This is a genomic window from Marinobacter sp. 1-4A, assembly GCF_016597725.1.
Taxonomy (GTDB): domain Bacteria; phylum Pseudomonadota; class Gammaproteobacteria; order Pseudomonadales; family Oleiphilaceae; genus Marinobacter.
Window position 1 is genome coordinate 418,335 of record NZ_VCGY01000001.1, and the last position, 14,474, is coordinate 432,808.

Genomic DNA, 14,474 nt, shown 5'->3' on the forward strand with positions numbered 1-14,474 from the left:
TTCAAACAAGATCATCCGGGCTCAACTGTTCTATCGAATTTTTACCCAATAGTGCAAGGGTCAGTTCTACTTCATAGCGGAAGTTTTCCAGCATCCGGCAGACCGCCGCGTCACCACCCGCTGCCAACGCATAGGCCCATGCACGGCCCGCCAAACAAGCGTTTGCGCCAAGGCAGAGCGCCCGAATAACGTCTTGGCCAGACTGTATACCACCATCAAGAAGAATCTCGGTTTTTCCGGACACGGCTTCCGCTATGGCAGGCAAAGCCGAGATGGTTGACGGTGCGCCATCCAGTTGCCGTCCGCCGTGATTGGAAACAACAATGCCGTCGGCACCAACATCCACTGCTGAACGGGCATCGTCGGGGTCCATAATTCCTTTGATAACAAGCTTGCCCGGCCAATGCTGTCGCACCCAATCAAGGTCGTTCCAGGTGACCGATGCGTCAAACTGCTGATCTACCCAAGCCTTAAAATCGTCAGGGTTTCGACCAGAAGGCACAGCATCGGAGAGGTTTCCGAACGTCAGAGGCTTACCTTGGATGGCGACATCCCAGAGCCATAATGGGTGGGAAAGCAGGTCAGACAGTTTTTGAATTTTCCCCCAGGGCGATAGCCCGCCATTCATGCCATTTCGCACATCCCGGTAGCGCATACCCAACTTAGGCAGATCTACCGTAAACACCAACGTGGAGTAACCGGCGTTATGTGCACGGTTAAGTATGGCTTCTGAATAACCCCGGTCTTTCAGGACATAAAGTTGAAACCAATTAGCCGAGTCAGTGGCTGCAGCAACTTCTTCCAACGAGCAAATCGAGACAGTGCTAAGGCAAAAGGGCACACCACCTTTCTGTGCTGCCCGGGCTGCTTGAACTTCTCCTCTGCGGGCCAGCATGCCCGCGAGACCTACAGGCGCTAGGGCCAATGGCATAGCAGCGTCTTGGCCCAGTATTCGTGTGGCGGCAGAGCCGCTGGACACGTCTCGCATTACTCTCTGGCGAAAATGCAGGCGCTGGAAATCCTCGGTGTTCTCTCGGAGAGTTTGCTCTGAAAAGGCGCCACCATCAAAATAATCAAACATCATCCGGGGCAGTCGAGCTTTAGCGATTTTACGGTTATCCGTTGTGTTTGCAGGTGTGATCATTGTTTTATTGTTTCTCCGGCAGACCATTCAGGGAATGGTCGCCATTGTGTTTTCCAAGCTGCAATTTTCTCCGGTTTCATCGGTCTGGCAATGGCGTAACCCTGCGCATCATAGCAGCCAAGGCGAATTAGGAGCTCGCCATGCTCCCTGGTCTCTACGCCCTCCGCTACTAGGTTTCTGTCGAAAGCATTGGCGAGGCCAATTATGCCTTTGAGAATAGCAATGTCGTCGACATTCGAGAGTGCGCCGTTTACAAACCCTTGATCTATTTTCAGGGTGTTTACTGGCAATTGTTTGAGATAGGAAAGCGAAGAGTACCCGGTACCAAAATCATCGAGAGAAAAGGTTACACCCAAGCTTTGGCAGTCCCGGATGATATCACTTGCTTTATCAAGTTCACCAAGGGCTGCAGTTTCCAAAATTTCCAGATCTAGCCGATGTGGAGCCACTTGCGGATAACAGTCCAGTGCCCGGGCCAATCGCGATACAAAATTCGGGTGCTGAAGGTGTACAGCAGCAATGTTCACACCCACATCCAGAGTTAGACCTTCGCTATTCCAAACGCTCATCTGTCGAAGCGCCTGATCAATAACCCACTCTCCAATATCAATCATCAGAGGGTGGTGCTCCAATGCCGGTAAAAAGTGGATGGGGCTTAACATACCCTTATCCGGGTGATCCCATCGAATAAGCGCTTCTACACCAATGACTCTGCCTGAACGAAGGCAGACTTTGGGCTGATAAAGTAGCAGGAACTGGTTTTCCATTAACCCTTCTCGCACATCCGCCAGCAGCTGCTGGCGCACCACAGACTGGCGCTGTGCATCGGCGTCCAAAAACAGCCAGCTACCTTTTTGTTCTTGCTTGGCGCGAAACAGCGTGTGGTCCGCTTGCCGAAGAATCGTGTCCCCATCATCTGCACCGTCATGGGGGAAGCGAACCACCCCTGCCGTAAACGCCATGGAAATTGTACCGCCATTAAGAACAAATGGTTGTTCTGCAGTAAGCCTTAGCGCAGTTAATTGGGCTTCCACCTTGCCGCTGTCCAATAGCAGTACAACAAACTCGTCCCCGCTAATCCGCGCAAGTTGGCCACCTTGAACCAAGGCGTCTTTCCAGCGCCTTGCGAGCACCCCGAGCAAGCGGTCAGCGCACTCTTCACCAAAGCGGGCATTCACCTTGTGGAAGTTGTCCAAATCAATGGAAATCAGCGCTGCTGACTCGCGGGGTAATTGTTCCTGCTGAATGAGGTGTCGGATTTCCCGGAGCATGCCATTGCGATTCATCAGGCCGGTAACCGGATCTGAATATGCCAAAAACTGGAGTTGCTCCTCGTGGTCCGTCGCCTGCTGCGCCAGAGCAGCGGACAACTTATCGTGCTGCAGCCGAGCCAACTCATCTTCAGCACGTAGCCGCGCCATTTTTTCACGCATCAACTGTATGGTGCCCGCAGAAAGCTTGCCGTAAATCTCCAACAGCGCCGAAACCATCACCGACACAGCACCGCTCAACTGGCTGTCGACCTCCTTTCGCGCTTCAGGAATCGAAAGGCCACGCTCAACTGCCTTGATGGTCAATGCCATTCGACGGTCTGATTCCAGAATATGAAAGACCAGCCATCGCGTCAGGTAATTGAACAGTTCCGCCATAACCTTTTCTTCAGGCTCTTTGCTGGAACGGAACACCTGAATCTGTACAAAGAAAAGCTGATGGCTGTCATGGTGGTTGCGCACCATTTCTTGCTCACCGAGTGCGGCTTTCCATAGTTTCTCTTCAGCTTTGAAGTGATAGGCCGCATAAGCAAGCAGCTCATCCAGAATATGGCCGCATTCAAGCTCTGAAGTGCTGGAGGCGAAGTGCCAGGCAAGCCGGTTTAGAATTTCAACCAGTACCCTGTGTTGCTGGTCAATCTCATCGATACCCGTTTCGAAATTCCGGTTCCACGGAAAAATTTCAAAAACCGCAGTGTCGTCATCAGACATGGTTTGGGGCCTGTAATTCGTTGATAAACGCAGCCTTTAGCATAGCCTAATTTATAGCCCATTTTTCAACAGGCTTTCTAAAAGAGCAGCGCGATGCATTTACGGTGAATCCTCTTTGGCCCATGAAATTGACATATTCGTAGGTGAAGATTTCCAGCTTCTGCTAGAACTTTATACAGCCAACACACTTTGAGGTGGCTGCGAGGGATAGTTCAATGGATAGCATCACCGTACAGCTCTATCGGTACAACCCGGAAACCGACAATACTCCCTATATTCAAGACGTGGAAGTAGATGCAAGCTACCGCAAGCGCATGGTGCTGGACGTTCTTGAACACCTAAAAATAATTGACCCTACACTCTCCTTTCGCCGTTCCTGCCGGGAGGGAGTCTGTGGCTCTGACGGTTTGAATATTAACGGTCGCAACGGGCTGGGGTGCATCACACGAGTGTCGGATGCCTTGGGCAAGTCAAACAAACTGGTTATCCGGCCACTACCCGGCATGCCGGTCATCCGCGACTTGGTGGTAGATCAGTCTTTATTCTTCAAGCAATATAGAAGCATTCAGCCGTGGTTAATCAATGACTCACCCCGGCCAGCGATTGAACGACTCCAAAGCCCCGAAGATCGCGCAAAGCTGGATGGCCTGTACGAGTGCATTCTGTGCGCCTGCTGTTCGTCTGCCTGCCCGTCTTGGTGGTGGAACCCGGAAAAATACGTTGGGCCGGCAGGCTTGCTGCAAGCCCACCGGTTTTTACTCGATTCCAGAGATACAGCAACCGCGGAACGGCTGGCAAAGCTTGAGGATCCCTTCAGTGTGTTCCGCTGTCGAGGCATAGGTAATTGCACGGCCTATTGCCCGAAAGGTCTGAACCCTATGAAACAGATTGGCCGCATCAAAGCCATGCTGTTTCGCCAGCAAGTTTAAACTGGGTTTACCGCCGGAAAATTTAGCCCGTTTCTGTGGGAGTATCCACTTCCGGATCTTTGTCTAAAAACAGCTTTTCAAGCTTCAGAAGACCGTCCTGAATAAGATCGAAACCTTTGTCGATTTCTGCCCCAAGCGTTTCATTCATCATTCCCAGCGCCACGATTTGGTCTCTGGCTTCTGAGTAACCTTGCTCAATGCCGGCTCTGGCCTGAGCCATCAGATCCGCCAGCTTTTCCATATCTGCACCGCCGTCCGCTTCTGCCTGCAGACGGTTTTGCACAAACCCGAGGATAACGCTGGCAACATCTGAGGCAGAGGGTGGCTGAGCCTGTGCAGCGTATTTATCGGCTCCGGAAACAGCTTTATTTTGGCCGCCCATGGCCTCCTGCAGCCGCTGTTCCATGCGTGTGCGCATCACATTGATGGCATCCGCTGGTGTACGAATACTCGCCTGCTTTTCAACTCTCGCCTCAGTCGTTACCCGACTGACGGGCTTAGTATCTGTGGGGCCCGTATTCACGCGACCGGTCATATCCGGCCCGCGACCAATGATTGGCGCTACCATAGCCTTTACCTCCTGCAAGGTTCTGTATGTAACGGGTAACGGCAAATGGCCACACAACATTAAGAACTATTGGTTATAACGCATCTAAAAGGCTATGGAGCCCCTACTTCTTTATCCAGTGCCCATCTACCTGAATGTACTGACCGGAAGGTGTTTTCTCCACCGCTTTCTGGCCCGCTACGGTTTCGACCTTTGTGACGGCTATGCCATGCTTTTCAGCAATCTTTTTATAAGCTTCACGCCGTGCATCGTTAATTGCGCCCGCGATGTCTTTTGATTTTTGATCGGAACCTACAGCCGCGAGATAGCCTGATGGTGTCTCGCCTACAAGACCTTGGCTTTTTGCAGACTCAAGGGCATTTTTTGCTTCATCCAAACTCATAGCCATCGCAGGCAGGGCCAGGCTGAACGCTAATAGCAGAGCGCTGAATCGGGCAACTAATGTCATGGTTAACTCCTTAAAAAAATCGTTTGAACAAAATACCAAGGCAATCAGAACAAACCCTTCTCGCTAAACAGTTCATCTACATCCTTATCGACCTTCACGTAAATTTCGTGCTGAATTTTCACGTTAAGGTTTACTGTAATCGGCTCTTTAGGCGCAGCGACCTGAACGGTCGGGGTGCACGCAACGACTAAACCACCCATAGCTAGGCCCGCACAAAGAGCGGACAAGCGCCGGGGAAAGCTCGAACCATATTGCGTCATATCGATGTACTCCTTTGTTATCCTTTACTCTAACAGGTCGCCCGAATCACGTTCGCGGTTCTTCAATAATTTTTTGACCCTTTCCGCGACGGCATCACTAACCCTGCCGCTTAGCTGCAAACTGGTCAGCAGCGCTGGAATGTTCTCCTCCAAATTAATATTCAGCACCACAGGCTGCCCTTTTCCAACCTCCGGGCTGTTGCCTTCAAGGTGGAGTTTCAGCATTAGGGTGCCGTCTTCATCATAGTCAATACCGCTATCGAGCACGGAGTAGCGGAAGTCTTCCAGTGCCCGCGCAACCAGCTTCATAGACTCGCTCTGGCTGGCAAGCGCTTTGAGCCGCTCTGCTGTTACTTGCAGGCGCCCGCCCGGTTTGACGGCATCAATACGGCCTTGCTCTATCTTTATTCCGGTAGCCGGATCAAAGAGAACGGGCACAGTTCCACTGAGAATGCCTGTGCCCGCCAGACCTTCTGCTGGGTATAACTGTAAAAGCCGAGCCAGACTAAGCTGGTTAAGCTCAACGGGAATGGTCACCGGCGCTTGCGCCAGATCCCAGCTTCCGGGTTGAATGTTTACATCGCCACCCAGCGCACCTATATGGGCAGTTTCCAGAGCCAACTCTCCAGACGCCAATTGCGCAATAGAAGCCTCGTAGCCACCCACGAAACGCACCGGCCCAACCGGCAGCCCCGGGTTAACCTCTTCAATAGTCAGTTCAGGCACATCTACTTTAATGCGCTCACTTTCAAGGGAGAACTCTGCGGCGCCGTTCATCCTGCTCCAGACGGTGCGATCATACGTGCCACTCCAATCGGCAAGCACCAGCCTCCCAGCCAGCTGCATTGCACCTTTTTGCGGCTTTTTAAGGGTAGCATTGGCACTGACATTGCCGCCGGAGACCAGAAGTAAGGGTGGCCATGCGGTAAATATGCGAGACAACGCCTCAGCCTCACTTTCGCCGCTGACTCGCGTCTTGGCCTCAAGCACCAATAAGCCTCGGTAGGGAAAAGCCACGTCGAAATTCATGGATGTACCAGCTTTGGCTTTTAGCACCCCTTTAACGTCTGCCCGGTCTAGGTTGGCATTTACATGTCCATTGAACTGCCAGGACTGCGGCAGAAGCTGAGTGTGCCGAATCTGTTTTGCCGTGAGGCCAACCGGCCCGGTTAACGAAAACTGATTTAGCCTTCCTTGCTCCTGGCGGTACCCTGCACTCAGGGTTGCTCCCGAGAAACTCACGCTCAGCCCCGAAAGCAACAGGCTATCCGCCGGTGCAGTGCCAGATACCGGCTCAAGCTTCTCGGCTTCCAGCAGTGTCGGCTCAGTGAATTTCAGCATCGCCGCACTGGTATCAAGCCAGCCAGTGAATGTAGCTTTCGCCGTGGGCTTGGCCATCCGCCAGCCAGCCATCGCCAGTTGGGGCAGTGCCGCAGTGAGCTGCGTATTCCCCAAAAGCGCCCGCCAAGAAGGACTTGTGGCCAGAGCCAAGTGTGAGCGGATAGAGATGTTTGCACCGCCTCGGCTGGTCAACTCCAGTTTCAACGGCAGCAGGGGCTGTTCCGGATCGATTTGGGCCGCAGGAGGCAAGGAGGGGCGAGCGGCGATAGCTTGTGCAGGCCTAACGGACAACTTGAGATATTCCGGACGCATCAGTTCCGGTATCTTTTTGATCCAGGAGGCCGGGTGTCTCAATTCCAGATCGGCCTGCATGGTTTCCGGCTGCCAGTCGCCCTCGTTTAACTTCATGGCAAGTTCAGCATTGCCGCTAATACTTCCAACCCCCGGTGCCGGCCAGGGTTGTGGCAACAACGCATGTACTTTCACGCTCCCTGTTGCGCCGGACAAAAAACTGGTATCTCCGGGGCCTAACAAATTCCAGCTGGCTGCTAGTGAGCCGGTATCCGGCTGATCCGGCCACTGTTCTATAGGTATGGTTTGCCAGGTTTGCAGCCAAGCCAGCAACCAGTCGGTTTGCGGTAAGTCTGGGACTTTAATAGAGCCGCTCCAGGATGCCAAACCCTTAGTATTCCGGGCAGTGTAGTCTGAAAAAGCCGTCAGATACTCTTTGCCATCAATGGATACCTCTGCGGAGACATTCAGATTATCGCGCCCGGAGCTATCAAGAATTGCGGACACGCCCAACTGATGACCTTTATGGTCAAGCTGCACATTGGCTTTTACCGGGAGCCGTCCGCTTGCTGCCACGAGCGAGGGGATATCTGGGCCAGCGTCCGAAGCAGGAATCGATCGCGAACTGGTTATGGTTAAGCCGCCTTCCAGTGAACAGTGGCCTGTCTCGCAGGGCAATGTCACTTCAAATTTTTGAACACCAACTTCCGCAGGCAGCCATGCCAGCAGCTCTGCTTGCCACTGGCTCGACGGTTGCGGTTCCGTCTGCTCCACTGGTTTAGCGTCGAGATCTAGCTCCAAATAACTGGCTGTTAGTCTGGTGAGCTGGGGCTGCCACCCGCTCCCCCATTCCGGCCAGCGCCAGCCCAGTGACAAGTTCTGACTGTGTAAGACCAGATCTCTTGCCGGCAGGGACTGGTTCAACTTCAGTTCGCGCACAGATACACCACTGAAGGATAAATCCAGCCCTTGCCATTCCAGAGTTTCAATGCCGTTCTGCTCCAGCATCTGGCTCCATAAATGGCGAGCTGTCAGAATGCCAACCAGCACGGCAAGTGCAACGACTGCAAACAGGCCCCAGCCAAGTGGTTTCCAAGCAATGCGCATTACGGGCTATCTCCTGACCCGATACCGGTTTATGGGAGACCCCTACCGTACATTGGTTGCTATGACCGGAACAGTTACAGTAAATGCATGGATGACTAGTGTCCCGTCTGGCTCCCTCAAATCAGGTTATAGAGGAACACGATCGCGATACCTGCCGGGGTTACAAACTTCAGTACCACCATGAAGGCTTTGAACGCACCGCCTTCCAGGCCGATATCTTCTGCAAGCCCCTCACGCCGGATAATCCAGCCTGCAAACAGCGCAATGGCCAAACCGCCTAACGGCATCATGAGGTTAGAGACCAGAAAGTCGAGCAGATCGAATACGGTTTTGCCTTCAAAGAAGCCGATAAAGCCCAGAGGATGCACATCGCCCCACAGATTAAACGACAGCACTGTGCCTATGCCGATAAACCAGACAGCAAAACCGCCAGCCACTGCACTTTTTACTCTGGTTACCCCCTTGTGCTCTTCAAGCCATTCAACAACCGGCTCCAGCATGGAAATAGCCGAAGTAATGGCCGCCACCAACAGCAATGCAAAAAAGATAGTACCGAATACAATGCCGCCGCCCATCTGACCAAAGGCTAGTGGCAAGGTCACAAAAATCAGTCCCGGCCCGGCGCCCGCCTCAAGGCCATTGGCAAACACCAGCGGGAAGATGGCAAGCCCCGCAAGCAAAGCCACACTGGTATCCAGAACCGCGATGGTCATGGCAGTTTTGGCAATATTGATGTTTTTGGGCAGATAAGAGCCGTATGCCATCAAAACACCGATACCAATACTTAGCGTAAACGCCGCATGGCCAAGGGCAACCAAAACGCCCTCGGTAGTTAGACGACTGAAGTCCGGCGAGAACATGAATCTGACAGCGCGACCGAAACTGCCGCTGCCCATGGCATAGAAAACCATCACAATCAGGAGTAAAAACAGCAGTGGCATCAGCATGTTGACGGCTTTTTCCAAGCCTGAACGAATACCGCGCCCCACTATAAACACAACAATGGCCATAAAGACCGTGTGCCATAGCAACAGCTCCCAAGGATTGGACAGCAGATTGTTGAACTGCCCACCTATGGCTTCTGCGTCCGCGCCAACGAACATCCCGATGGCCGCCTTACCAATATAAACCAGCGCCCAGCCGCCGATCACGGCATAAAAAGAAAGCACCAAAAAAGACGCCACCACGCCATTCCATCCGATGATGCGCCAACCTTTGGACGTACCCTCGGCTTTTGTAAGGGTGCGCATGGTTGCGATTGGGCTTTGCCCGCCGCGGCGGCCAAGCATAATTTCTGCAATAAGAACCGGCACGCCAATCAGGAAAATGCATGCGAGGTAAACCAAAACAAAAGCACCACCACCGTTTTCACCGGTGATGTAAGGAAACTTCCAAATATTGCCAAGCCCGACGGCGGAGCCTGCTGCGGCCAGAATAAAGGCCATTTTTGAGGTCCAGAGGTTATTAGCCTGTTGGTGGGGGTGAACCGTCTCGTTCATTGCGCTCTCCGAATAGTTGTTGTTGTCGAATCGTAATAACGCAAAGCCTCTGCGAGAGAGGCTCTGGTACCTTGCTATTCAAGGAATAAGTGATGGTTAGATAAGGCCGCGTATCGCGCTGGCAACTTGCGGCAATACTCGCGCATTCAGGCCAGCCACATTTACTCGGCTGCTTTCAAGCATGTAAATACCATGCTCTTCCCGCAGCTGGCGAACCTGTTCCGGGGGTATGCCCAGAAACGAGAACATACCTCGCTGGCGTGCAATAAAGCCGAAGTCGCCTGCTGGCGCCAAGGCATCTGCAAAAGCATGCCGCAGGCCAAGAATGCGCTCACACATGGCATTCAACTCGCCCAGCCAGTTAGCGCGCAGAACATCGTCACCCAGAATGGTTTCTACAATGGCGGCACCATGGGCCGGGGGCATCGAGTAATGCGAGCGCACAACGCTCAGCAACTGACTGGTTGCCGTCTGGTTAATCGCTGCGGTGGCCGAAATCAGCATCAGAGCGCCAGTGCGTTCCCGGTAAAGACCAAAGTTCTTGGAACAGGAGGCAGCTATAACCATTTCCGGCACTTGGCTCGCCAAATAACGCAAGCCAGCTGCGTCTTCTTCAAGGCCCTCGCCCAATCCTTGATAGGCCATATCCACGAAAGGCAAAAGGCCTTTACGCTGAATCAGTTCGGTTACTGCTCGCCATTGCTCAAACGTGAGATCGGCACCGGAAGGGTTGTGACAGCAGCCATGAAGCAGCACAACATCACCTGCTTCGGCACCTTCAAGGGTGTCGAGCATGGCTTGAAAATCCACCGTTAATGTCTGCCGGTTTAGATAGGGATATTCGCAAATATCCAAGCCAGCACCACCCAGCAAAGGTATGTGGTTTGCCCAAGTGGGCGTGCTGACCCAAACTTTGGTATCCGGCTGGCACAAGCGGAAAAACTCCGCTGCCATCCGCAAGGCCCCGCAACCGCCAGGCGTCTGAATCACTGAAACACAGCCATCACGGATCAGACCGCTGCTTTCACTCAGAATCAGGCGCGCCATAGACTCGTTGAAGCCTGCAGCGCCCGCCGGTCCTACGTAGCTTTTGGTCGTTTCTACTTCCAACAGGCGCCGCTCGGCTTCATGCACCGACGCCATGATGGGCGTCTTACCTGCATCATCCTTGTAGACTCCGATGCCCAGATCGACCTTGTTGGGCCGGGTATCTTCCCGGAACGCTTGCATCAACTGCAGTATCGGATCCGGGGGTAGCTGCTTCAGCGCCTCAAACATGATCTGCCTCCTTGTTATCTATCTGACTGGTTCGAATCAGTGTCGGGCGGCCGGTATCCAGAGCTTTCATCAGCTGTGTCTGTTTCTCCTGAACCGCCTCTGCTGCCTGTTCCCGCACAGGGCCATAGCCGCGCACTTCACCCCCAAGTTCCGCCAGTTGCAGGAAGGTATCGTAGTTGCTGGTATCCAGCTCGCTGACAATCCGCTCCACCAGTTGTTGATATTCTCTCAGTTGGGCTCGATCCATCTTTCGGTCGGCGGAATAGCTGAACGGATCAATAGGCGTACCGCGCAGCACCCGGAACTTCGCCAGAACTTTGAATACCCGGAACATCCAAGGGCCAAACTGACGCTTCTTTGGCCTGCCCTGAGCGTCGGTCCCGCGGTTCATAATGGGCGGCGCCAGATGGAAGTGAACCTTGAAGTCGCCCTCGAAGGTGTTGTTCACCTCTTTCATGAAATCGGTTTCTGCGAACAGACGAGCCACTTCGTATTCATCTTTAAACGCCATAAACCGGTATAACTGCTGCGCCACGGCACGAGTCAGCAAGTTGTTGGTCTCGCCGAGCTTTTCCTCTGCCGCACGCACCTGCTGTACCAGCCGGGTATAACGGTTTGCCCAGCGGCGGTTTTGATAGCTCACCAGGTGCTTGTAACGGCTATTGATCAAATCGTCCAGGCTTAGCTCGGCTTTTACTTCTTCTACTTTGGCCTCGCCGGTATCCAGCAGATCGGTGATCACCTTTACGTCTGTGGCTGCTATACGCCCCCAACCAAAGGCTTCCTTATTGCGCTCAACCGCAACACCATTGAGCTCAATGGCTTTCATCAGCGCAGCCTGCGACAGCGGCAGCAAGCCCCGCTGCCAAGCAAAGCCCAGCATCATCACGTTGGAAAACACCGTATCGCCCATCAGTTTCTCGGCGATACCGTTGGCATCCAGCCGTGCAAAGTTTTCATCACCAACAGCATTGCAGATCAGGTCAAGACGTTTTTCAGACTGCATATCCGCATCGCGGAAAAGCACATAGTCCCCGGTAGGCAGTTCGGCTTCATTGGCGACAACACGGGTATGATTCGGCCGCAGAACGCCCAGCGCTTTCTGTGAAGAGGCAACCACCAGATCACAGGCGATCACCGCATCGGCTTGGCCATTACTGATACGAACCTGATGCAGTTTATCCGGAGACGGTGCCATGCGAACGAAACTGAGAACAGTGCCACCCTTCTGGGCAAAACCGGTGAAATCCAGTACCGACGTACCCTTGGCCTCAAGGTGCGCGGCCATGGTAATAAGTTGGCCCACTGTTACAACGCCAGTGCCACCAACGCCACCCACCAATACATCGTATGAGCCAGCCAGTTCAGGCAAGGCTGGGTCTGGAAGATCGGCCAGTTTGCCTGTGAGCACAGAGCCTGTGTCCATGCCGCGGGATTTGCGCAGCTGCCCACCTTCAATAGTCACAAAGCTCGGGCAGAAGCCGTTCACGCAGGAGAAATCCTTGTTGCAGGAAGACTGGTCAATTTTGCGCTTGCGGCCCAACTCGGTTTGGCGTGGCACCACAGAAAGGCAGTTCGACTGAACAGAACAATCACCACAACCTTCGCAGACGTGGTGGTTAATAAATGCCCGCTTGGCGGGGTCCGGGTACAGATTGCGCTTACGGCGACGACGCTTCTCCGCCGCACAGGTCTGGTCATAAATCAGCACCGTGCAGCCGGGAATATCGCGTAATTCTCGCTGAACCTTGTCCAGCTCAGTGCGATCGTGAAAGGTGACGTCATCCGGGAAGAGTTTTTTGTGCTCGTCATACTTTTCCGGTTCATCACTGAGCACCACAACCCGGCGCACGCCCTCGGCTGCGACCTGTTGGGCAATCATCGGTACGGTAATCTGGCCGTCCACAGGCTGGCCGCCGGTCATGGCTACTGCGTCGTTGAACAGAATCTTGTAGGTAATATTGATACCGGCCGCAACGGCCTGACGAATCGCCATGGAGCCGGAATGGAAATACGTGCCTTCGCCTAGATTCTGGAATATATGCGGGTTGCCGGTGTACCGGCTTTTGCCAATCCAGTTGACGCCTTCACCACCCATCTGAATCAAGGATTCGGTATTACGGCCCATCCAGGAGGCCATAAAATGACAACCGATTCCGGCCAGCGCTTTACTGCCTTCGGGTACTTTGGTGGAGGTGTTGTGAGGGCAGCCGGAGCAGAAGTACGGTAGGCGCTTTACGCCACCCGGATCTTGGGCATTACTCATGCTGTTGATGGCCATCAGGCGCTCGTTGTAATCCTCGCCGAAGAAACGGCCAAGGCGGGCAGCCAGAAAACCCGCTATCAGTTTGGGGCTCAGTTCACCAACATAGGGAATCAAAGGCCGCCCCAGTTCATCCTGCTTACCGGTGATCAAAACCTCACCGGGGCGATCCGGCTCCGACATCGCCTCTTTGATTTGGCTCTCGATAATGCCGCGCTTTTCCTCGATAACCAGCACTTCTTCCTTGTTGTGAACAAACTGGAGCATGCCGCGACGCTCAATCGGCCACACCAAGCCCACCTTGTAGATGTCCAGCCCCATCTCACTGGCCCGTTGTTCATCAATGCCCAGCAAATCAAGCGCTTCCAGCAGGTCCAAATGACCCTTGCCGGTGGTAACAATGCCAAAGCGCGCCTCGGCATTATTGAACAGGCAACGGTCAATAGGGTTGGCTCGCGCAAACGCCTGCACGGCCGCCAGTTTGTGTTCAATACGGGTTTCGAGCTGCGGACCCGGCAAGTCCGGCCAGCGATAATGCAAGCCGCTTTCAGGCGGCGTGAAGTCGTCAGGGGTTTCAAACTCCGGCAGCGGCGGCAACTCTACCGAGGCAGCACTTTCAACCGTTTCCGAAACCGCCTTGAACCCTGTCCAACAGCCGCTATAACGCGACAACGCTATGCCCCATAGACCGAACTCCAGATACTCCGCAATGTTGGCGGGGTTAATCGTGGGCATAAAAAAGCTCATAAACGCCACATCCGACTGGTGCGGCATGGAGGAGGACACGCAACCGTGATCGTCCCCTGCAACCACCAGCACGCCACCGTGGGGCGAACTGCCGTATGTGGTGCCGTGTTTCAGCGCGTCGCCGGCACGATCAACTCCCGGCCCCTTGCCATACCAGATACCAAATACGCCATCCACCTGGCGGTCGTCGTCGGTTTCTACCTGCTGGGTGCCCAGCATGATGGTTGCTGCGAGGTCTTCGTTAATCGCAGGTACGAAATCGATGCGGTTTTCATCAAGCAGAGTCTTGGCCTGCCACAAAGCCTGATCGTAGGCGCCCAGCGGTGAGCCCCGGTAACCACTCACCATACCGGCAGTATTAAGCCCGAGCTTTCTGTCCAGTGCGGCCTGCATCAACGGGATTCGAACAAGTGCCTGAGTGCCGGTGAGAAATACCCGCCCGGAACTTCTCAGATAGCGATCCTCGAGTTTGTAATTGTCGAGTTGGGGTGTATCGGTTTGCGGTACATCGGGTTGAGAGATGTCGGTGGACATGGCGCCCTCCTTTTATTGTCGATTTTATGACCAAAATTCTAGAGGGAAGTTCGCCAAAGGTGCTTGCGTATTTTGCGGGACTT

At 53.8% G+C, this 14,474-nt stretch carries 10 protein-coding genes; 1 reads left to right on the top strand and 9 read right to left on the bottom strand.

Annotated elements, in window-relative coordinates:
* Position 1: 1 nt before the first annotated feature.
* A complete protein-coding gene (locus tag FE845_RS01855) occupies positions 2–1,144 on the bottom strand; it encodes an L-lactate dehydrogenase (protein WP_200361472.1) in 1,143 nt (380 codons plus the stop codon).
* Positions 1,141–3,126: a putative bifunctional diguanylate cyclase/phosphodiesterase gene (locus FE845_RS01860; RefSeq protein WP_200361476.1), complete on the bottom strand. Its 1,986-nt coding sequence runs from the start codon at positions 3,124–3,126 to the stop codon at positions 1,141–1,143. Before FE845_RS01860 ends, FE845_RS01855 begins: the two co-directional genes overlap by 4 nt.
* A 215-nt stretch (positions 3,127–3,341) precedes the next feature.
* On the opposite strand from FE845_RS01860, the gene FE845_RS01865 reads away from it, so the two are divergent.
* Positions 3,342–4,055, top strand: a complete 714-nt coding sequence (locus FE845_RS01865) for a succinate dehydrogenase iron-sulfur subunit (RefSeq protein ID WP_200361477.1) — start codon at positions 3,342–3,344, stop codon at positions 4,053–4,055.
* A 22-nt stretch (positions 4,056–4,077) separates the two neighbouring features.
* Here FE845_RS01865 and FE845_RS01870 read toward each other — a convergent pair whose 3' ends face one another.
* The 7 genes from FE845_RS01870 to FE845_RS01900 all read right to left on the bottom strand — a co-directional run bounded on the left by FE845_RS01870 (position 4,078) and on the right by FE845_RS01900 (position 14,391).
* Complete coding sequence (locus tag FE845_RS01870) at positions 4,078–4,623, bottom strand: DUF5610 domain-containing protein (RefSeq protein WP_200361478.1); 546 nt, start codon at positions 4,621–4,623, stop codon at positions 4,078–4,080.
* Positions 4,624–4,726: 103 nt separating this feature from the next.
* Entirely contained in the window at positions 4,727–5,071 is a 345-nt protein-coding gene (locus FE845_RS01875) for a YdbL family protein (protein WP_200361479.1), read from the bottom strand.
* A 44-nt stretch (positions 5,072–5,115) separates the two neighbouring features.
* Positions 5,116–5,331, bottom strand: a complete 216-nt coding sequence (locus FE845_RS01880; RefSeq protein ID WP_413785068.1) for a YnbE family lipoprotein — start codon at positions 5,329–5,331, stop codon at positions 5,116–5,118.
* 24 nt (positions 5,332–5,355) lie between these two features.
* Positions 5,356–8,070 (bottom strand): YdbH domain-containing protein, encoded by a 2,715-nt coding sequence (locus tag FE845_RS01885; protein ID WP_200361480.1) that lies wholly within the window; start codon positions 8,068–8,070, stop codon positions 5,356–5,358.
* Positions 8,071–8,186: 116 nt separating this feature from the next.
* On the bottom strand, positions 8,187–9,569 hold the full coding sequence (locus FE845_RS01890; RefSeq protein ID WP_200361481.1) for a sodium-dependent transporter: 1,383 nt from the start codon (positions 9,567–9,569) through the stop codon (positions 8,187–8,189).
* A gap of 96 nt (positions 9,570–9,665) precedes the next feature.
* Positions 9,666–10,847, bottom strand: coding sequence for an aromatic amino acid transaminase (locus FE845_RS01895; RefSeq protein ID WP_200361482.1), 1,182 nt, complete (start codon positions 10,845–10,847; stop codon positions 9,666–9,668).
* The gene (locus FE845_RS01900; protein WP_200361483.1) at positions 10,840–14,391 is read right to left on the bottom strand and encodes an indolepyruvate ferredoxin oxidoreductase family protein; all 3,552 of its coding nucleotides are present in this window, start codon (positions 14,389–14,391) and stop codon (positions 10,840–10,842) included. Before FE845_RS01900 ends, FE845_RS01895 begins: the two co-directional genes overlap by 8 nt.
* Positions 14,392–14,474 lie beyond the last annotated feature (83 nt).